19 protein-coding genes and 1 riboswitch are annotated in these 18,188 nt (G+C 51.3%); of the genes, 13 read left to right on the top strand and 6 right to left on the bottom strand.

Translation table 11 applies throughout. The features are described from left to right. The first annotated feature begins 93 nt into the window (after positions 1 to 93). Positions 94 to 306 (top strand): hypothetical protein, encoded by a 213-nt coding sequence (locus ACKPBX_RS04035; protein ID WP_086626957.1) that lies wholly within the window; start codon positions 94 to 96, stop codon positions 304 to 306. Between the two features lie 353 nt (positions 307 to 659). Here ACKPBX_RS04035 and ACKPBX_RS04030 read toward each other — a convergent pair whose 3' ends face one another. After that, positions 660 to 1,679 carry an NAD(P)/FAD-dependent oxidoreductase gene (locus ACKPBX_RS04030; protein WP_319996068.1) on the bottom strand — a complete coding sequence of 340 codons (1,020 nt, stop codon included), beginning with the start codon at positions 1,677 to 1,679 and terminating at the stop codon, positions 660 to 662. Between the two features lie 167 nt (positions 1,680 to 1,846). On the opposite strand from ACKPBX_RS04030, the gene ACKPBX_RS04025 reads away from it, so the two are divergent. The 4 genes from ACKPBX_RS04025 to ACKPBX_RS04010 are packed head-to-tail and all read left to right on the top strand — an operon-like array spanning position 1,847 to position 5,590. Continuing rightward, a complete protein-coding gene (locus ACKPBX_RS04025; protein WP_319996067.1) occupies positions 1,847 to 2,641 on the top strand; it encodes an ABC transporter ATP-binding protein in 795 nt (264 codons plus the stop codon). Positions 2,642 to 2,643: 2 nt separating this feature from the next. After that, the gene (locus tag ACKPBX_RS04020) at positions 2,644 to 3,573 is read left to right on the top strand and encodes an iron-hydroxamate ABC transporter substrate-binding protein (protein ID WP_319996066.1); all 930 of its coding nucleotides are present in this window, start codon (positions 2,644 to 2,646) and stop codon (positions 3,571 to 3,573) included. A gap of 15 nt (positions 3,574 to 3,588) precedes the next feature. Beyond that, positions 3,589 to 4,590 carry a FecCD family ABC transporter permease gene (locus ACKPBX_RS04015; protein ID WP_319996065.1) on the top strand — a complete coding sequence of 334 codons (1,002 nt, stop codon included), beginning with the start codon at positions 3,589 to 3,591 and terminating at the stop codon, positions 4,588 to 4,590. Between the two features lie 52 nt (positions 4,591 to 4,642). Then, positions 4,643 to 5,590, top strand: a complete 948-nt coding sequence (locus ACKPBX_RS04010; RefSeq protein ID WP_319996403.1) for a FecCD family ABC transporter permease — start codon at positions 4,643 to 4,645, stop codon at positions 5,588 to 5,590. A 273-nt stretch (positions 5,591 to 5,863) separates the two neighbouring features. Here the strand turns inward: ACKPBX_RS04010 and ACKPBX_RS04005 are convergent, their stop codons facing one another. From ACKPBX_RS04005 to ACKPBX_RS03995, 3 genes are read right to left on the bottom strand one after another with little or no spacing between them, the layout of a single operon-like run. Then, positions 5,864 to 6,628 carry an ABC transporter permease gene (locus ACKPBX_RS04005; protein ID WP_319996064.1) on the bottom strand — a complete coding sequence of 255 codons (765 nt, stop codon included), beginning with the start codon at positions 6,626 to 6,628 and terminating at the stop codon, positions 5,864 to 5,866. Continuing rightward, positions 6,625 to 7,542, bottom strand: coding sequence for an ABC transporter ATP-binding protein (locus tag ACKPBX_RS04000; RefSeq protein WP_319996402.1), 918 nt, complete (start codon positions 7,540 to 7,542; stop codon positions 6,625 to 6,627). The genes ACKPBX_RS04005 and ACKPBX_RS04000 overlap by 4 nt, the downstream gene beginning before the upstream one ends. Further along, on the bottom strand, positions 7,542 to 7,745 hold the full coding sequence (locus tag ACKPBX_RS03995) for a PLDc N-terminal domain-containing protein (RefSeq protein WP_107994950.1): 204 nt from the start codon (positions 7,743 to 7,745) through the stop codon (positions 7,542 to 7,544). Before ACKPBX_RS03995 ends, ACKPBX_RS04000 begins: the two co-directional genes overlap by 1 nt. A gap of 265 nt (positions 7,746 to 8,010) precedes the next feature. Here ACKPBX_RS03995 and ACKPBX_RS03990 point away from each other — a divergent pair, with 265 nt between their 5' ends. The 3 genes from ACKPBX_RS03990 to ACKPBX_RS03980 are packed head-to-tail and all read left to right on the top strand — an operon-like array spanning position 8,011 to position 11,023. Next, positions 8,011 to 8,931, top strand: coding sequence for an alpha/beta hydrolase (locus ACKPBX_RS03990; protein ID WP_319996063.1), 921 nt, complete (start codon positions 8,011 to 8,013; stop codon positions 8,929 to 8,931). Positions 8,932 to 8,975: 44 nt separating this feature from the next. After that, positions 8,976 to 10,361, top strand: a complete 1,386-nt coding sequence (locus tag ACKPBX_RS03985; RefSeq protein WP_319996062.1) for an alcohol acetyltransferase — start codon at positions 8,976 to 8,978, stop codon at positions 10,359 to 10,361. After that, positions 10,358 to 11,023 carry a DUF6320 domain-containing protein gene (locus tag ACKPBX_RS03980; protein ID WP_119093808.1) on the top strand — a complete coding sequence of 222 codons (666 nt, stop codon included), beginning with the start codon at positions 10,358 to 10,360 and terminating at the stop codon, positions 11,021 to 11,023. Before ACKPBX_RS03985 ends, ACKPBX_RS03980 begins: the two co-directional genes overlap by 4 nt. 52 nt (positions 11,024 to 11,075) lie before the next feature. On the opposite strand, the gene ACKPBX_RS03975 is transcribed toward ACKPBX_RS03980, so the two are convergent. Continuing rightward, a complete protein-coding gene (locus tag ACKPBX_RS03975; protein WP_119093807.1) occupies positions 11,076 to 11,417 on the bottom strand; it encodes a YjgN family protein in 342 nt (113 codons plus the stop codon). A 168-nt stretch (positions 11,418 to 11,585) separates the two neighbouring features. Between ACKPBX_RS03975 and ACKPBX_RS03970 the strand changes: the two genes are divergently transcribed. Together ACKPBX_RS03970 and ACKPBX_RS03965 are read left to right on the top strand one after the other, a co-directional pair. Continuing rightward, positions 11,586 to 12,350, top strand: coding sequence for an SDR family NAD(P)-dependent oxidoreductase (locus ACKPBX_RS03970; protein ID WP_319996061.1), 765 nt, complete (start codon positions 11,586 to 11,588; stop codon positions 12,348 to 12,350). A gap of 458 nt (positions 12,351 to 12,808) precedes the next feature. After that, positions 12,809 to 13,918, top strand: a complete 1,110-nt coding sequence (locus ACKPBX_RS03965) for a mandelate racemase/muconate lactonizing enzyme family protein (protein WP_319996060.1) — start codon at positions 12,809 to 12,811, stop codon at positions 13,916 to 13,918. Positions 13,919 to 14,123: 205 nt separating this feature from the next. On the opposite strand, the gene dapA is transcribed toward ACKPBX_RS03965, so the two are convergent. Then, entirely contained in the window at positions 14,124 to 15,011 is an 888-nt protein-coding gene (dapA, locus tag ACKPBX_RS03960) for a 4-hydroxy-tetrahydrodipicolinate synthase (RefSeq protein WP_119093805.1), read from the bottom strand. A gap of 140 nt (positions 15,012 to 15,151) precedes the next feature. Beyond that, positions 15,152 to 15,298: riboswitch (Lysine riboswitch) on the bottom strand. Between the two features lie 292 nt (positions 15,299 to 15,590). Between dapA and ACKPBX_RS03955 the strand changes: the two genes are divergently transcribed. From ACKPBX_RS03955 to ACKPBX_RS03945, 3 genes are read left to right on the top strand one after another with little or no spacing between them, the layout of a single operon-like run. Beyond that, positions 15,591 to 15,974, top strand: a complete 384-nt coding sequence (locus ACKPBX_RS03955) for a VOC family protein (RefSeq protein WP_086626970.1) — start codon at positions 15,591 to 15,593, stop codon at positions 15,972 to 15,974. A gap of 39 nt (positions 15,975 to 16,013) precedes the next feature. Then, the gene (locus ACKPBX_RS03950; protein ID WP_233442715.1) at positions 16,014 to 16,676 is read left to right on the top strand and encodes a DUF1345 domain-containing protein; all 663 of its coding nucleotides are present in this window, start codon (positions 16,014 to 16,016) and stop codon (positions 16,674 to 16,676) included. Between the two features lie 47 nt (positions 16,677 to 16,723). After that, a complete protein-coding gene (locus ACKPBX_RS03945; RefSeq protein WP_319996059.1) occupies positions 16,724 to 18,088 on the top strand; it encodes an MBL fold metallo-hydrolase in 1,365 nt (454 codons plus the stop codon). The last annotated feature ends 100 nt before the right edge of the window (positions 18,089 to 18,188 follow it).

Here is an 18,188-nt window from a genome sequence, read left to right as displayed (position 1 = left end):
CTTTTTGATTTAGGAGTAGAGTTGACTTGTTGAAAATTTTCAAGCAATCATTCATAAGCATATCAACAAAATCGAACGAAAGAAGGCGTGCAGATGATTTTTTGGCTGAAATCGGACAAAACAAATGCAGAATACACGGAACTAAATGTCTACAAACGTGGCATCCTGATGGGCGGGATTTCTCATCACAAGGACGACGATTTCTGGCAATGGTGGGTGGAAGGCGTGGGCAAGAAGAAAACCCGCAAAATGTACAAAGAAGCAACTGAGGACGAAGCCAGGCGGGCTGTCGAGTACGAAATCTGATAGTGAAATAGTGGCGCAGGGCAGGGATCATTCTTAGGATGAGACTTTGCCTGCGTTTTTATTTTGGGGTTGTCGGCTGTTGCATTTTAAAGTTGTCCGATAACCGGGAAGAATCGGACAACCAGAGAACGAATGTAGTGTGCGTTGTCCGATAACCGGGAAGAATCGGACAACCGTAGAACGAATGTAGTGTGCGTTGTCCGATAACCCGAAAGAATCGGACAACCGTAGAACGAATGTAGTGTGTGTTGTCCGATAACCCGAAAGAATCGGACAACTACAAGTATAAACGCAAAAAGCAGCCGATGAGGCGTCCCGTCGGCTGCTTTTTGCGTATCTACAAATCTACAAATCTACACACAGTACTGTTTGTTTTTCTCCGCGAATGCTTCGTTGTGAGAGGACACCATTGCGTGCTTTTCAGCGGTGGGGTTCAGGTATTGCTTGACGCTGTTCACAGCATTCACGGCGTCCTGGAAGGTGCCGACCAGCAGATTGACTTTGCCCGAGTAGGCGATCGCGTCACCTGCCGCAAAGATGCCCGGGTAGCCGATTGTGCTGTCGGGGCTGCCTTCGATGAAGTTGTTTTCGTTGAACTGCAGCTCCATTGCATCACCGAACGCAATCGCCTGTTTGCTGGCGAAGCCGTGGTTGACGATGACCGCATCGGCAGCCACAGTCCGATGCTCACCGCTGACCGAAAGGGAAACGGCTTCGATCTCGCCTTCGCGGTTGGAACGGAAGGAGCGGATCTGCGTTTCCAGAAGCAGCTTGCCGCCGTTGTTGAGGAAGGTCTCCACGCCGTGTTCATGTGCGCGCAGTTCATTGCTGCGGCAAGCGAGGGTTACGCCGTTTGCGATGGACAGCAATTCGTTCGCCTGTTCGATCGCTGTGTTTCCGCCTCCCGAAAGGAAAACCTGTTTGTTGCGGAACGCATGAAGACTGGTCGGGATGTAATGCAGATTGGTCCGTTCGAACTGCTCCGCACCGTCGACCGCCAGCCTGTTCGGTGTGATGATGCCGCTGCCGTATGCAAGGATCACCGCTTTCGTGTAATGATGGTCGCCATTGCTGGCGCGGATATCGAAAACGCCCGCGACTTTGGTGATCAGGCTGACTTCCGTATTCAGACATACGGTCGGATGGAACGTCAGGCCTTGCGTGATGCAATTGGAAAGGAACTGTTTGCCGGTGATCGGTGTCAGACCGCCCACATCCCATAAGATTTTGTCTGGGTACAGGTTGACTTTGCCGCCAAGGACGGGCTGGGATTCGATCAGCTTCGTCTTCAGATTGCGCAAACCGCTGTAGAAAGCACTGTACAGACCCGAAGGCCCGCCACCGATTATCGTTACGTCAAATACTTCGTTCAAAAGACCACCTCATTTTCTGTTGACTAATTGGATGTTATGAATGATAATAGAATAAATTATAAATGAGAATGATTCTCATTATCAATTAAATAATTTTTATTCGAAAATGTCAAGAACGATCCGGAAATGAATCGCTTCTGCAAGGATAAAGAAAGGGGAATGAAGGCATGTGCAGCCTGAAAGTTGAGGAGGTGCAAATCAAGTACGACAAGCAGATCATTGTGAAAAATATCTCAGTCACTATCGCACCACAGAAAATCACAACAATCATCGGGCCGAACGGTTGCGGAAAATCGACCTTATTGAAGGCGATGTCGCGTATCCTGACTTGCTCGAGCGGCGACATTCTGCTGGACGGTGTTTCGATTTTTACGATGGATACGAAACGGTTGGCGAAACGGATTGCAATCCTGCTGCAGCGTCAGGAAAACCTTTCCGGCATCACGGTTGAAGAGATCGTTTCGTACGGCAGGTTCCCACACCGGAAAGGCTTGAGGGGATTGGGCAGCGAGGACAAGGAAATCATCGACTGGGCCATCAAGAAGACGCAAATCGACGAGCTGCGTCACCGCTATATCGATGAACTGTCAGGCGGGCAGCGGCAACGGGTCTGGCTGGCGATGGCGTTGGCGCAAAAAACCGACATAATCTTTTTGGATGAACCGACGACCTATCTGGACATCAGTTACCAACTGGAAATTTTGGAACTACTGAAGAAACTGAATGAAGAGGAAGGTTATACGATCGTGATGGTGCTGCACGACATCAATCAGGCTTCGCTCTATTCCGACCATATCGTGGCGCTAGCGGACGGCAAAGTCGTCTGTCAAGGTGCGGCGGATAAAGTGATCACCGCCGCGAATATAGCGTCCATCTTCAACATCCGTCCGACCATCCAGCCGGACGCAAAGACAAATAAACCCGTCATCATCGGATACGAATTGATAAATAGAGGAGAATGAACATGAAAAAAATAAACAAACTATCACTGACAATGTTATTGAGTGCCGGATTGATTTTGGGAGCCTGCTCCGCTACGGACACAGCCGATGAATCTAGCGAAAGCGCAGCAACCGAAACAGTGACGTACACAACGGTCGACGGCGAAGAAATCGCGGTTCCCGCAAACCCGGAACGGGTAGTGGTGCTGTCGTCCTATGCTGGGGATCTCATCAACTTCGACATCAACATCGTCGGCGTGGATGCTTGGTCAGCCGGTAACCCGAATTTCAGCGAAGGTCTTTCAGGCGTCGCAGTCGTATCGAATGCCGACGTCGAAAAAATTCTCGAATTGGAACCGGATTTGATCATCGGCTTGGACAATATCGAAAATGCCGATCAATTGTCGGAAATCGCGCCGACCGTCCTGTTCACATACGGAGACCTTTCTTACCTGGATCAGATCGTGGAAATCGGGAAAGTAGTCAACAAGGAAGAGGAAGCTGTCGCGTGGGTGGAGGCATTCCAAGCTGAAGCACAAACGGTAGGTGAGGAAATCAAGGGTGCCATAGGCGAGGAAGCGACGGTCACGGTTGCCGAGAACTTCGATAAACAGATGTACATTTTCGGCGACAATTGGGCACGCGGCACGGAGATTCTTTATCAGGAAATGGGGCTGAATATGCCTGAAACGGTCAAAGAAAACGCCCTTGATGCAGGTTATTATGCCATTTCCGAAGAGGTGCTCGGTGATTACATCGGCGACTACCTGATCCTGAGCTTGGCCGCAACCGATCCGGAATCGAGCTTTTTGGATGCCGAATGGTTCAAGAACATTCCGGCTGTGCAGAACAACCAAGTGTTTGTGGCTGATGCCGAGACATTCTATTTCAATGATTCGCTATCGTTGGATTACCAACTGGACTTCTTCGAGGAATCCTTTTTAGCGGAATAAGAGGGGACGATTGCAGTGATTAAACGGAAACGAAACGCCTTCGGAATCTATCTGGCTGTAACGGTTTTGTTGCTGATCGCGGCAGCGGTGCTGGCGCTTTACACAGGAGCGGCGGACACGGATTGGTCTGACCTGATCGAAGCAATCATCGGGGAAGGCGGCGGAGATTATTACCTTGTGCTTAGGGGCATCCGTTTCCCGCGCATTCTGGGTGCCTTCTTCGTAGGCAGTTCCTTGGCTGTTGCCGGAGCGATCATGCAGGCGCTGACGCGGAATCCGTTGGCCGACCCCGGGCTTTTGGGGCTGACTTCCGGAGCAAACATCGCTGTGGCCTTGGTCTATGCCCTGGCTCCGCAGAGTTCCTATCTGCTCGTTTCCATTGCCTGTTTCGTGGGTGCGGGTTTGGCTATGCTGTTCGTGTACGGTCTCAGTAATGCGATCAGAAGCGGACAATCACCCTTGAACCTGATCCTGATTGGAGCAGCCGTCTCGTTCTTTTTCCAGGCCATCGCGGACGGGATCGCGATCTGGTTCCGCATCTCGAAGGATGTTTCGATGTGGACTTCCGGCGGCCTGATGGGCGTGGATTGGAATATTTTGAGCATAACGCCTGTCATCGGGCTGGCGCTGCTGCTGAGCTTAGTGTTCAGCGGCCAGTTGACTGTGCTGAGTTTGGGCGAGGAAACAGCGATCAGCATGGGGCAACGGACCAATCTGATCCGGACCGCCCTGATTCTTTTGATCACGCTGCTTGCAGGCAGCGCAGTCGCCATCGCCGGCAATTTGGCCCTGATCGGTTTGATGATTCCGCATGTCGTGCGCAAAATGGTCGGGCAGGATTACCGCAAAATCATTCCGTTGTGTATCACGGTCGGCGGGACTTTCATGATCCTGGCTGATTACATCGGCCGCACGGTTGTCAGTCCTTTCGAAATTCCCGTTGTGGCGATCGTTTCCGTGATTGGCGTGCCTTTTTACGTGACGATCGCCAGAAAAGGGGGAATCCGAGCTGTTTAATGAATGGAATCCGACTTATCGGAAAAAATTGTGGCTATTCCTCTTTTTGTTCGTGGCGGCTTTCATCGCTGCCTTGTCCATGGGTTATTCTTCGCTTCCGTTGGACCGCATCCTGCAGGTGCTGTCAGGGAATGGGGCTTTTAAAGAAAACTACGTCTTTTACCAGATCCGCTTGCCTCGGGCATTGGTATTGACGATGGCCGGCGCCTGCTTGGCAGGCGCTGGCATCATCCTGCAGACCTTGAGCAACAACGACTTGGCCGATTCGGGGCTTCTGGGCATCAATTCCGGTGCCGGCCTCGGCGTGACGATCTTCTATCTGTACGCGGGCGAAGGCATGCTTCAGTTTTCTGCGGCATTGCCGCTTGTCGCTTTCCTCAGCGCGCTGGTGGCTGCCTCCACAGTTTACCTGCTTAGCTACAGCCGCAGCCACAAACAGCATGCGATGCAGTTGGTCGTCATCGGAGCGGGGATCTCCTCCGCCTTTTCGGGGTTGATCATCCTGCTGATGTCCTCCTCCGACCGGACCGACGTCAGTTTCATCACTGCTTGGATGTCGGGAAACATCTGGGGTTCGACCTGGCCCTTTGTGTTCACGATCCTGCCCGGTTGGCTGTTGGCGATGGGGATCCTTTTTCTGAAGGCCCCGACGCTGAACATTCTCGCGTTGGGAGAGGAAACCGCTCTTGCGTTGGGATTGAGGCTCCGGAACGAAAAACTGATTCTGCTGCTTTGCGCGGTCGCCATCGCTTCAGCGGCGATCTCGTTGACCGGCAACATCGGCTTCATCGGTCTGATGTCCCCGCACATCGCCAAAAAACTGGGCGGCAAACGGCATGAACGCTACAGTTGGCTTGCACTGCTGATCGGCAGCATCATCCTGTTGGTCGCCGATGCGATCGGCCGTACGGTGATGGATACCGCTTTTCCGACCGGTATCGTCGTTTCCCTGATCGGGGCGCCTTATTTCCTGTATTTGCTGTTGGGGAGGATGCGCTGAGTCGATTTAAGTACGGTTCGGCGGGAGCAGATGGCCTGGATCGAGTGTTCTTCTCCGGCGAAGCCGGTGCGGGCCGGTGCAGCCGGCCCGAAACAATTAGTCTGCTCCTGCCAAGCGCTCGCCGCCGGAGCAGAGGGTCCGAATCAGACTCTCAACTCCGTCGAAGGTTCAGTTGACCGGAGCTGAAGAAAAACACCAAAAATCCTTATTACCGAAAACCTCAAAAAACGCGTCATCAGCCGAAAAAGGGCTTGATGGCGCGTTTTTTTGTTGTCATAGTGCAGTTTTGTTGAAAAATTTCACCGCCGCAACAAGAGCTGAACCGATCATCAGTCCCGTCGTCAGCAGCGGATTCCAAAGTTCCTTAAGCAACAGCGTCCCCTGCAGCATGTCCATGTTGCGCGAAGCCAGCACCAGCGGGTTCCACTCGGCCGCTTCCGGGAACAGGTTCCACAAAAACAGCACCATCAGGAAGGCACCCGTGAACAACAGTGGCCCGTAGGCATTTTTGAACAAGACAGCCCCGAGCAGCAGGCCGGCAATCAGCAGGATGCCGAACAGGTAGAGGCTGACGACGGACAAGGCCAGATTTTCCGTCGTGCCTTCAGGGAAGTAATACAGCGTGTACCCCAAAGTGATGAAAAAGCAGACCCAATAGCTGACGGTCCAGAGCAGCAGAGCGCCTGTGAATTTTGAAAAAAGGATGGTCCGGCGCGGCAGACCTTTCGTGACCATATTGATGAGCGTGCCTTTTTCATATTCCTTAGCCATCATGCCGCTCAAGAGGATGACGATGATGAACAGGCCAATCTGGGTGCCGTTCTTGAAGAATTGGATCCAGGAATCGAGGTTCGTCGGTTCCGCAATCAGGATCGTGATCCCTTCCGGCATGAAATTTCCCAACAGATCAGGCAAAAATTTGGCCGTTAACGGATTCATGATGCCCAACAGCGCAAACAAGGCGATCGCCAGGAACAGTTTGAAGTTGCGCATATATTCAGTCAGTTCCTTTTTTGTGAAGGCAAGATACGCTCTCATCGGACCACCTCCAGGAAGATATCCTCCAGTTTGGGTTCGGCCGTTTCCAAATGGAGCGGTACCAATCCGGTATCGCCCAAAATCCGGATGATCAGAGCCATGGCTTGTTCCGGATCCTCGGCTTGGATGGTGAGGGAAGGATCATTTGCACGCATAGAAGTCTTCATCATGCTTAATCGCGGATCTGCCCGGAATACAGCGGCATCCGCCTGCGTTCGGAAAGTGACCGAACAGGAATGTCTGGCGTGCGTGGTTTTCAGTTCGGATACCGATCCGGTCAGGACGAGTTTTCCGCCATCGAGGATGCCCACCCGATCGCAGATGGCTTCCACATCGGTCAGGACATGCGTCGAAAAGAGCACGGTTGTCCGTTCCTTCACTTTCAGAAGGATATCCAGGATTTCCCTGCGGCCGATCGGATCCAGTGCGGAAGTGGGTTCGTCGCAGATCAAGAGTCGCGGTTCGTTCAGCAAGGCTTGGGCGATCCCCAGCCGCTGCTTCATGCCGCGGGAGAACGTGCCGATGCGTTTTTTCACATCCGCCAGCCCGACCAGCTCCAGCAGTTCTTCGGATTTTGTTTTGATAAGTGCGGACGGCATGCCTGTGATCTCGCCGCACAGCCGCAGATATTCCTTTGCGGTCATGAAACCGTAGAATTCGGGGACATCCGGCAGATAGCCGATGAAACGGTTTGTACGGGTGTCGCCATAACGCACTTTTTCGCCGCAGATGCTGATTTCTCCGGCATCCGACTGCAGCAAGCCCAAAACGATCTTCATTGTCGTCGTCTTTCCTGAGCCGTTTTTGCCGATGAAACCGTAGATCGAGCCTTCGGGGACGGAGAAGGACAAATCAGCGAGGACGCGCTGGCTCCCGAAGGATTTCCCCAATCCGGCGATCGTGAGGATATCCATCACTCATCTCCCCTTCCGATCAGGAAATACAGGACCGGGCCGACGATGTTCAGGAAGATGATGATGAAGATCCAAAGATTTTTGCTGCCTATTTTTACTTGCGGATGCTTGTTCAGGTGGAGCAGGGCCGTGATCAACAAAATAATCTGAATCACGACCAAAGGGATCAGAATGGGTAAGTATGGCTGCAAATCAGCTATCATAAAAGCTCGCCTTCTTTCTTTTTTACGCCTATTTTTTCATATCTTCATTTTACGTGTCCAATCGGTTTCCCACAACCTCAAACCTTCCGTTCGTTATATAACAAGTATAACACTGGTAGGGGGATTTGCAAGCCGGAAGAGTGACAAGCCCATCACGCAAGGAGGCATCTCAAAGGTTCACGGCTATATGGGACTGGCGCTTTCCTGTGCTATAATGAAGCAAAGATACCAGAACAGCCAACGCTGTCAGAGGAAGGACAGAAGGATGAATCCATTTTTTAAATTGATGCTTAAGTTGATGTCATCACCAAAAATCAACATGCAGGAAGACTACGCCCGTGTCCGCAAAGTGCAGCATATACTGGCTCCCAAGCCGAAAAAGGGCTATATCATCATGGACCACAAAATCTATTCGGAGGACCGTTCCCATGATATTCCTGTGCGGGTATTCTATCCAAAAGAGCGTCTGTATAAAGAACCGTTGCTGTTTTTTCATGGCGGCGGGTGGGTCATCGGCGACATCGAAACGTATACGAATGCCTGCATCAATATGGCGGATCTGACCGGCAGAACCGTCTACTCCGTCGACTATCGCTTGGCGCCGGAGCATCCGTATCCGGCCGGCCTCTATGACTGTTATCGGGTGGCTGAAGTATTGCTGAAGCACTTGGAAAAGAGCGGTCTGTCGGATGAAACGGATCTGATTCTGATCGGTGATTCCGCGGGCGGAAACTTGGCTGCAGCCGTGTCTTTGCTGCTCCGCGACAGAGGCCAAGCGATTCCGGTCAAACAGATTTTGCTGTATCCTGTCACTTATTGGGATCATTCGGAAGCATCCCCGTTCGAATCGATCCGCACAAATGGGCATGATTACGGACTGACTGCGAAAAAAATGGAAGAATACATGGCGTTGTACCAACCCGACCCCGAGTTGCGCAAGAATGGCTATGTCGCGCCTTTGATGGCGGAGGACCTGTCGAATCAACCGGAAACGTTGGTGATCACGGCCGAATTCGATCCGTTGCGGGATGAAGGCGAAGCCTACGCGGAAGCCTTGCGGAATGCCGGCAACAAGTCACAAGTCCATCGCGTGAACGGTATCGTCCATGGTTTCATCACCTATCCGAAGACAGCCGAATCGGTTGTGGAAGCCTACGAAGTCATCAATGCGTTCCTGAATGCATAAGCCGAGAGGGCTGTTCAACAGATTAAGAGGAAGGGGGAAAAACAGTGAACCGGAAAAAATGGGTACGTTTGGACAATGCCTCCAATATATTTTTGGCGGCCATGACGAGCAGCGATACGAAGGTCTTCCGCATGAGTGCGGAGTTGACCGACTCCGTGGATCCGTTGTTGCTGCAACGGGCGCTCGATGAAGTCTATGAGAATTATGTGCTGTACCACAGTGTGCTGCGGCGCGGTTTTTTCTGGTATTATTTGGAAGAAAGCGACCTGAAGCCGAAAGTGACGGCCGACGTGTTGCCGCCTTGCGCGCAGATCTATCATTTTGACCGGAGGGAACTGTTATTCCGTGTCTTCTATAACCAAAACCGGGTTCACTTGGAACTGTTCCACGCCTTGTCGGACGGAACCGGTGCGCTCTGGTTTTTCGAGGATCTGCTGAAGGCCTACATCATGCTGCGGCATCCCGAAGCTTTTGAAGGCCTGGGTGCCGCCGCGCATGACCGCTTGAACCACCAACTGGAGGACAGTTTTGCGCACTATTTCCGCAAGGAAAAGAAACAGAACTTCACGGATGCGGCGCAATCCGCCATCCGCTCCGTCGCGAAAGTCAGTCAATTGGCCGGAAAGAGCCCTGCGCAAAAGAGCACCTCGCTTGAGGAAGCGCATCAAAAAAAGAAAGTCAAGGTGCACCAGTTCCGCGGCAAAAAGACGCCTGACAACCGGCCGCATGTCATCGAATTGGAGATGCCGGTCAAGGGCGTGCTTGCGTTGGCCCGGGAACAACAGACTTCTTTGACCCTGTATCTGACTGCAGTATTTATGCTGGCTGTGCGCAGAGCCAGTCCCGATTTTAAACCCGGGTCGGCTATGGCCGTTTCCGTACCGGTCAACTTACGGCAGTTCTTCCCGTCCAATTCTGCCAGAAATTTTTTCAGCACGACCCGCCTGATCTACACCACAAATGAAAATGAAGCAGCGGATGACATTGCCGCAATCGGCCAAACTCTAAAAGAGCAGTTCCAGCAACAGATTACGCCGGAAAGTCTGGAGGACAAGCTGAGGACGCTGATTGCCTTCGAGTACAGCCCCTTCACGCGGATGGTCTTCCGGCCGATCAAAGACCTTGTTCTGAAGCTGGTGAATTACGTCAGCAACCGGAATTTGACGATAGCGATCTCGAATCTGGGCAAGGTTGCCTTTCCTGATCCGATCGACGGCTACATCGAGAAAATGTATTTCCACACTTCGGCGGTCCGCCCGCAATTTTGCGCCATCAGCCATGGGGACCATCTGACTGTCAGTTTCACTTCTCCATTTGTCGATTCCAAGATCGAGGAACAGTTTGTCAGGGTATTGACTGATGCCGGCGTGGCCGTAACTGTCGCAGCAAACAAAGTCACCAGTGAAGATTTGGAAGGTGAGTCATCATGAAATACTGCCAACATTGCAACGCGACCATCAAGGGAGAATGGGATCAATGTCCTTTGTGCCAAAAAACATTGGATGAAGCCACCGATCCGCTGCTGCCGGATCCCTACCCGAAGGTCCCTTTGCGGTTCAATAAAGAGGTTGTCTGGAAATATTTGACATTGATTTCCTTTGTGCTGATCATCGCTTTTCTGCTGATTGAACTGATTTGGATCGGACGGATGGAGAACCTTCAGCTCGCTCTGTTCGGGATCATGAGCATGTGGCTTTCCGTTTTGATACTGATCCGGAAAAGGCGGAATATCGCAAAAGGCATCGTGTATCTGATCGTCTCCTTGTCGCTCCTGTGCATCTATTTGGATTATCTGTCAGGATGGAGCGGTTGGTCGACTACCTATGCTGTGCCGATCATCTGCAGCTTTGCGATCGTATCCTTATACATCGCCGTGCGCCTCGTCAATTTGGGCGTCAGGGACTATGTGCTGTACCTTTTGACAGCCGCCTTGTTGGGGCTGCTGCCGGCGCTATTCCTGACCTTGGACTGGGTCACGACGTCATTGCCTTCAAGCCTGTCGGTCATGATGAGCGCAGTCACCTTGGTCATTATCCTGCTCTATCACGGCGGAGAGATTTGGCGCGAGCTGGAGAAAAGGATGCATGTTTGAAATAACGGAAAAAAACCCCGAGATCTCGGGGGTTTTTGCTTGGATGCAGTTGTCATTCCGTCGCGTAATATTCATCCCAACAGCCGTACACATAGGTGTTTTTGATGCGCCACTGCTGGAAGCGGATGGGCACGACAAAAGAATACAGTCCCAAAGTCAGGATCGAAAAAAAGGCCCATTTCAGCAAGGAAAGCCATAAATCACAAGCTTTCCCGACAAAGTGCAACTGGTGTCCTTCGATGTAGGTATGCTTGGCGACCCATTTTTCTCGATAACAGAAAGCCCAGGGCGCAGCCAGCCCGAAAGTAAAAAATCCCGCAAGACCGCAGATAAGAAGAATGCCGAAATATTCCACAAGCGTTCCGGTGAAATAAGAATCATTATGATGGCGCAAAATATCACTCCTTTATATTTACTTAATGATATAATACGACATTTAATTAATTTTTAATCTATAAATATATTGATATTGTTTCGCAAGGGCGCCTTATCATTGCCCTTAATGCGCAAATGCGATACGCTAAAGGCATCAATCATTTTTAGGAAACGCGAGGGACAAATAATGACAAAAAAAATAGCGCTCATCACAGGCGCGAGTGCGGGCATTGGGCAAGAGTTCGCAAAAAAGCTCAGCCAACAAGGGTATGATCTGATTCTGGTCGCGAGACGTGAGGATCGGCTTGTGGAGCTCAGCAAACAGTTGACTACAAAAAGCCAAATCATCACAGCGGACTTGGCGAAGGCGGAGGAATGCTTCCGTCTGTACGAAGAAACGAAGGACAAAAATATTTCCATGCTGATCAACTGTGCCGGTTTCGGTGATTTCGGCGCGTTTACGGCGACCAGTCTCGAAAAGGAACTTGAGATGATCGACGTCAACATTAAGGCGGTCCATATCCTGACCAAGAAATTTCTGCCGGATATGCTTGCGAGAAATGAAGGCTACATTCTGAACGTGGCTTCGGTTGCTGGTCTGATGCCGGCGGGGCCTTACATGGCGACCTATTATGCGACAAAAGCCTACGTAACGAGCTTCACTTCCGCGATTGCTGAAGAGTTGGAAGAGAAGAAGAGTAACGTTTATGTCGGTTCGTTATGTCCGGGACCGGTAGATACGGAGTTCAACCAAGTGGCTGATGTGAAATTCAATCTGAAGGGCATCACTTCTGAATACTGCGTCAAGTATGCGTTGGACAAGATGTACAAGCGCAAGAAAATCATCGTTCCGACGATGCTGCTGAAGGGCGCGCTCTTCTCGTCGAAATTGGCGCCGCGCAATTTGGTCGTGCGCCTGACCAGCAGACAGCAAAAGAAAAAACAAGGCTGACGAATGGGGGGGCAGCTGGCGCAAACGAAGCTGGCCGGAGGAACTGAACTGGATCCAGCTGTTCTTCTCAAGTGAGGGCTGATGCGGCCGGGGCAGTCGCCTAAATAAGCTCCTTAACTCCGGCGAAGTGCTCGTGACCGGAGGAGGCAACCCAAACCCGCCAATCTCCTCCGGCGAAGCTCCTCTTAGCCGGAGAACTCGAGCCAAAATTGAAGCCGAATATCTGACCGACCCTCTGTAATCGAAAAAAACGCAAGAGCAACCAGTATCATCCTACTGGCAGCTCGTGCATTTTTTTTGTTGTGCTGCATCCGGAAGCTGACAGGCAACGCCCTCCCATTTGGTGCAAACTCGTTTTCTTGGTAAAATAGATACAAATGGGTGGTGGAACCAAAATAGCATAAAAAGTCGCTGCCTTAGCCCGGATGGATAGCGTGCCGGTGAAGAGAGGGGTTTTGATGATGAAAATCGACAGAATTGAAATTGGGGAAGTGGCCATCCCGCTGCGGACGCCATTCCAAACAGCATCGCGTACGGTTGACGCTGTGCATAACATCCTGATCCGCATCGTGACCGATGACGGGACCGCTGGATATGGGGAGGCGCCACCGACAGCCTTGATCACCGGCGAAACAAAGGCTTCCATCCGCGAGGCCATCATGCAATACATCGCTCCGAGCATCATCGGAATGGAAATTTTCGATCTCGATACCATCATGCAAAGGATGCATGCCAGCATCGTCAACAACACATCGGCGAAAGCTGCTGTTGACATGGCGCTCTACGATCTATATGCAAAAAAACTCGGCCAACCTTTGTATAAAGTGTTGGGCGGGGCGAAACGGAAAATCGAGACTGCCCACACCATCAGCAACCATTCCATCGATGAGAGGATACGCGACAGTCTGCAGGCCGTTCAGGACGGCTTCAGCATTCTGAATGTGAATGTCGGGAGGAATGGGCTCAAGGATGTGGAAAGCTTGTTGGCCATCCGTAAGGCAGTTGGACCGGGCATCCGCATCCGGGTAGAGGTCAATCAGAGCTGGAGCCCCCAGGAGGCGGTCCGGTTCATCAGCATGCTGGAGGATAAGGGCATGCAGGCCGAGCTGGTGGAACAGCCGGTGAAGGCGCACGATCTGGCCGGCCTGAAATTTGTGACGCAACACGTCCAAACACCGATAGTGGCTGACGAGAGTGTCTTCTCTGTGAAGGATGCCCTCCACATCATCCAGACTCAATCAGCTGACCTCATCAATATCAAACTGATGAAGATCGGCGGCATTCACGAGGCACTCAAAATCTGTGCAGTGGCGGAAACATACGGGTTAGACTGCATGATCGGCTGCATGTTGGAAAGTAAGATTTCGGTCAGCGCAGCGGCCCATCTGGCAGCCGCCAAAAACTGCATCACGATGGTCGACCTCATTGGGCCGTCGTTCTACAGAATCGAAGCTTATGAGGGCGGTCCGCTATTCACCGGGGGCACGATCAAACTGGGTGATGCGAATGGCATCGGCATCAACGCTTTTCCAAAAGCCCATTTCAAAAAGCTGGGAATCGTAAAATAAATAAATGTCCTCCTTAATAAGGCCAGGAAGGAAAAGCCATGAAGTTGAGAGATTTTTATGTGAAACGAGCCATCGGTTTTATCATCGTTATGCTTCTTGTGTTGATTATTTTGTTGCTCAACAAGTATATCCTGCATCTATTCTGAAAAATATAAAAACCGCCACCGGAAACATAAAATTCCGATGGCGGTTTTTTGGGTTTGTTCTAGATCAGGCCAACTTTTTTCATGGCTGCGGCCAAACGGTCAATGACCGCTTGATCGGCATCCGTCAACGGCAGACGCATTGGTCCGACGTTGAAGCCCAGCAGTTGCATTCCGGCTTTTACAGGAATCGGATTCGGCTCCACGAACAGGCAGTCGATCAGTTCTTTGTACTGTGCTTGCATCGCGGCAGCTTTTTTGATGTCGCCATCCAGGAAAGCATGCGTCATTTCCGATGTAGCTTTCGGTGCGATATTGGCAAGGACAGAGATGACGCCTTTTGCGCCCAAGCTCATCAACGGGATGATAGTGTCATCATTCCCCGAGTAGATGTCCAGGCGATCGCCCAAAAGACTCAGATTGTCCACGGCTTGGCTGAAGTTTCCAGTGGCGTCCTTCAAGGAAACGATGTTATCGATTTTCGCCAGTTCCACCAGTGTTTCAGGGGTAATGTTCTGACCGGTGCGGCCCGGCACATTGTAAAGGACGATCGGAACTTTCACGCTGTTGGCGATGGCTTTGTAATGCTCAATCAAGCCTTTTTGCGATGTTTTGTTGTAATAAGGGGTTACGCTGAGGATCGCATCCACACCGGTTGCCTCTACAGCGCGCGTCAATCCGACCCCGTGGCGCGTGTCATTGCTTCCGGCACCGCCGATGACAGGGATACGGCCGTTGACTTTTTCGACAGTGAAACGAATGAGATGAAGTTGCTCTTCATCCGTCAGCGTTGAAGCTTCCCCGGTTGTGCCCGCGATGATGATCGAATCGGTGCCGTTCGCGATATGGAACTCGATCAGCTCTTCCAATACCTCGTAGTTGATTTCTTGGTTCTCCGTGTCTTTAAACGGCGTAACGATCGCAACGCCTGATCCTTCAAAAATTGCCATGCTTATCTTCCTCCTGAATTCTGTTTTATATTTATGAATAGACAAAAAACGACTATGAGCAAATGGTCTCATAGTCGTTCAAAACAGGCTGCTTAAGCTGAAGCGTTGCATCCATATAGTGAATTCCACCAATTTGCCCCAACGTGAGAAGCTCACCGAACAAAGCTGGGCGGCTTTGTCCGACAGTGCCAGATTTATTCAACCTTGGCCCCAATACAGAGTATTTCGGCAGCAACACCTTTCAGGGAATCCCTTACTGATTGTTAACCGCGACCTCTTCATCACATCGAATCGTATTTTGTTACTTCCACACTATCAAATACAAATCAGTCTGTCAATCATATTCTGAGTGGATGCTGAGAAAATACTTTGAAAAAGATGGCAAAAAAGACACATAAGGTGACGGTACATGAGGATGCTTCCGGGAACGCATATGCGCCGCCAATGTGATAAAATCAAATTGAGGAAACGCTTTTACGGAAAGTCCAAAAAGGGATTCCGGGATGTTTTGTTGCAGGCCATCCGCGCAGAGTTTATCTCCAGCGCACCGGCAAGGATGATGAGAGGACGTGAATAGCGATGAAGATTGAACATGTTGCAGTGTGGGTGGGCGATTTGGAGCTGATGCGCGATTTTTATGTTCGTTTTTTTGATGGAAAGGCCAATAAATTATACCGGAATCCTGAGAAAGACTTCCAATCTTACTTTATTACTTTCCGTGAAGGAGGGGCCCGTTTGGAGCTTATGAAAAGGATGGATGTCAACGAACGCTATCCCCTTGATATGCTTGGCTGGGCGCATCTGGCCGTCTCCGTCGGCAGCAAGCAGAACGTCGACTATTTCACTGATAGACTCATCAAAGCGGGGTACACATGCAAAAGCCAGCCGCGCATTACAGGGGATGGCTATTATGAAAGCATGTTCCTTGATCCGGAAAAGAATGTCATCGAAATCACGATCTGAAAGAACAGTCAGGCCGAAAAAGCAGGGGGGCTGTCAGCCATGAAGAAAAGAAGCCATCTATTTGCCGATCAAACGAAAGCCGGAAGGGATATGCGCAAAAAAAGGACGCGCTTCCTGATTGCCGGAGCGATCGGTACGGGCATCGGGCTGGCCGGCGGATTCTGGTTGCGTTGGGAATTGGCCCCTTTGATCGGTTGGGACAGTGCAGCAATCATTTTGTTGTATTTGCTGTGGAAGGATTTTCATCCGCATGATGGCACGGAAACCGAGCGGATTGCGCAAGAGGAAGATATCCAATATTCGACGATCGATTTTTTTGTCCTTATGGCATGCCTGATCAGCATCGGGGCTGTCGCGTTGATGCTGACGACTCATGTACGCAGCTTCGGGACGATCGGATTTGGTCTGTTCAGCATCGTGCTCTCCTGGACGACGGTGCACAGTCTCTACATGTTGCGGTACGCGGAACTCTATTACCGCGATGTGAACGGCGGCGTCATCTTTGAGGGTACCGAAAAGCCTAATTTTTGGGACTTCGCCTATCTGGCGTTCACGATCGGGATGACTTATCAAGTCTCCGACACGACTTTCACGACAACGGAATTCCGGAAGGCCGCGCTGGGCCATGCGCTGCTGTCCTTCGTTTTCGGGACGGCCATCATCGCCACGACCATCAATTTTGTCGCAAGCCTGAGCAGATGAATCATTTTGAATTTTTGATTGGTGGAGGATAAAGGAGGAGTTCATGCATGTTTTTTAAATCATTTTTCGATCCCCAAGTAGCGCAATTTTCCTATTTGGTGGGGTGTCAAAAAACAGGAGAAGCCATCATTATCGATCCCTTGCGCAAGTTGGATGACTATATCTTGGCAGCCGAAGACGAAGGGTTGGTCATCACTGCGGCAACGGAAACGCATATCCATGCCGATTATGCATCAGGCCTGCGGGAGACCGAAAGGCGTTTAGGCGCCAAACTGTATGTCTCGGACATGGGCGGGGAGGACTGGCGTTACCAGGATCTGCCGGAAGGAAGCGTGCTGCTGCAGGATGGGGATATCATCTCCGTAGGGAAGGTCAAACTGGAGGTGCTGCACACACCTGGGCATACGCCGGAGAGTGTGTCCTTTCTGTTGACGGATATCGGCGGAGGTTCGGACATTCCGATGGGGTTGTTCACCGGCGATTTTATCTTTGTGGGTGACGTCGGCCGACCGGACTTGCTGGAAGAGGCAGCGCATATGCAAGGCACCACCGAAATCGGAGCGAAAGAAATGTTCCGCTCTCTTCAGAGAATGGCTGACTATCCGGACCATCTGCAGATTTGGCCCGGGCACGGTGCCGGCAGCGCCTGCGGGAAGTCGTTGGGCGCCGTACCGATGACCACTTTCGGCTACGAAAAAGACAACAACTGGGCTTTCCAACATGACGAGGAAACGAGTTTCATCGATGCTTTGACGGATGATCAGCCTGAGCCCCCGACCTACTTTGCCCAGATGAAGAAGATCAACAAACTGGACGGCGGCGCCTACGTGCCTTATCCGGTCTTCCCGCTTCAGCAGGCCGGCCCAAATGACAGGGTGATCGATCTGCGCTCAAAAGAAATCTATCAAGCTGGACACATCGAAAGGACGCTCAATATTCCGCTGAATAAAAAGTTTTTGACTTACGTCGGGTGGTTCCTGGATTACGAAGGGCAAGTGACACTCATCGGAACCAAAGAGCAGGCTGAAACGGCTGCCCGCCACCTGCAACTGATCGGGTTCGACCAAGTCAGAGGCTATCTGGATGCCGGCCAGATCAAGGATGATAAGATGACCGAAACGATCACGGCAGCCGCATTCATCGCATTGCGCCAAGCAAAGGATCTGCAAATATTGGACGTGCGTTCGAAGAGTGAATGGGATAAAGGGCACCTGTCCGATGCCAAACGCGTCCTACTCGGCAAGCTCTTGGAGGAACCGTTGCCGTTCAAGCGGGATGAGCCTCTTTACGTCCATTGCCAATCCGGCGTCCGTTCCGCCGTCGCCATCGGTGCGTTGGAGGAGAGGGGATTCAAAAAGATTGTCAATATCCTGGGAGGATACACTGCAATCGAAAAGATCCTCAACGAATAGACACAAATGCGCCAGGACTTGCAAAACGCAATCTGAACAACAAAAACAGCCGGAAGGGAGAGCTGCAACAGGTCTTTCCTACCGGCTGTTTTTTGAATTG

Origin of the sequence: Trichococcus shcherbakoviae, from assembly GCF_963666195.1 — a bacterium.
Lineage (GTDB): Bacteria > Bacillota > Bacilli > Lactobacillales > Aerococcaceae > Trichococcus > Trichococcus shcherbakoviae.
The sequence above is the reverse complement of the archived record's forward strand: the minus strand, read 5'-3'. Positions and strand labels throughout refer to the sequence as shown.

Coding starts and splice junctions, on each gene's coding strand:
- ACKPBX_RS04035 (WP_086626957.1), top strand. CDS start 94: ATGATTTTTTGGCTGAAATCGGACAAAACAAATGCAGAATACACGGAA.
- ACKPBX_RS04025 (WP_319996067.1), top strand. CDS start 1,847: ATGTGCAGCCTGAAAGTTGAGGAGGTGCAAATCAAGTACGACAAGCAG.
- ACKPBX_RS04020 (WP_319996066.1), top strand. CDS start 2,644: ATGAAAAAAATAAACAAACTATCACTGACAATGTTATTGAGTGCCGGA.
- ACKPBX_RS04005 (WP_319996064.1), bottom strand. CDS start 6,628: ATGAGAGCGTATCTTGCCTTCACAAAAAAGGAACTGACTGAATATATG.
- ACKPBX_RS04000 (WP_319996402.1), bottom strand. CDS start 7,542: ATGGATATCCTCACGATCGCCGGATTGGGGAAATCCTTCGGGAGCCAG.
- ACKPBX_RS03995 (WP_107994950.1), bottom strand. CDS start 7,745: ATGATAGCTGATTTGCAGCCATACTTACCCATTCTGATCCCTTTGGTC.
- ACKPBX_RS03990 (WP_319996063.1), top strand. CDS start 8,011: ATGAATCCATTTTTTAAATTGATGCTTAAGTTGATGTCATCACCAAAA.
- ACKPBX_RS03980 (WP_119093808.1), top strand. CDS start 10,358: ATGAAATACTGCCAACATTGCAACGCGACCATCAAGGGAGAATGGGAT.
- ACKPBX_RS03970 (WP_319996061.1), top strand. CDS start 11,586: ATGACAAAAAAAATAGCGCTCATCACAGGCGCGAGTGCGGGCATTGGG.
- ACKPBX_RS03965 (WP_319996060.1), top strand. CDS start 12,809: ATGATGAAAATCGACAGAATTGAAATTGGGGAAGTGGCCATCCCGCTG.
- dapA (WP_119093805.1), bottom strand. CDS start 15,011: ATGGCAATTTTTGAAGGATCAGGCGTTGCGATCGTTACGCCGTTTAAA.
- ACKPBX_RS03955 (WP_086626970.1), top strand. CDS start 15,591: ATGAAGATTGAACATGTTGCAGTGTGGGTGGGCGATTTGGAGCTGATG.
- ACKPBX_RS03950 (WP_233442715.1), top strand. CDS start 16,014: ATGAAGAAAAGAAGCCATCTATTTGCCGATCAAACGAAAGCCGGAAGG.
- ACKPBX_RS03945 (WP_319996059.1), top strand. CDS start 16,724: ATGTTTTTTAAATCATTTTTCGATCCCCAAGTAGCGCAATTTTCCTAT.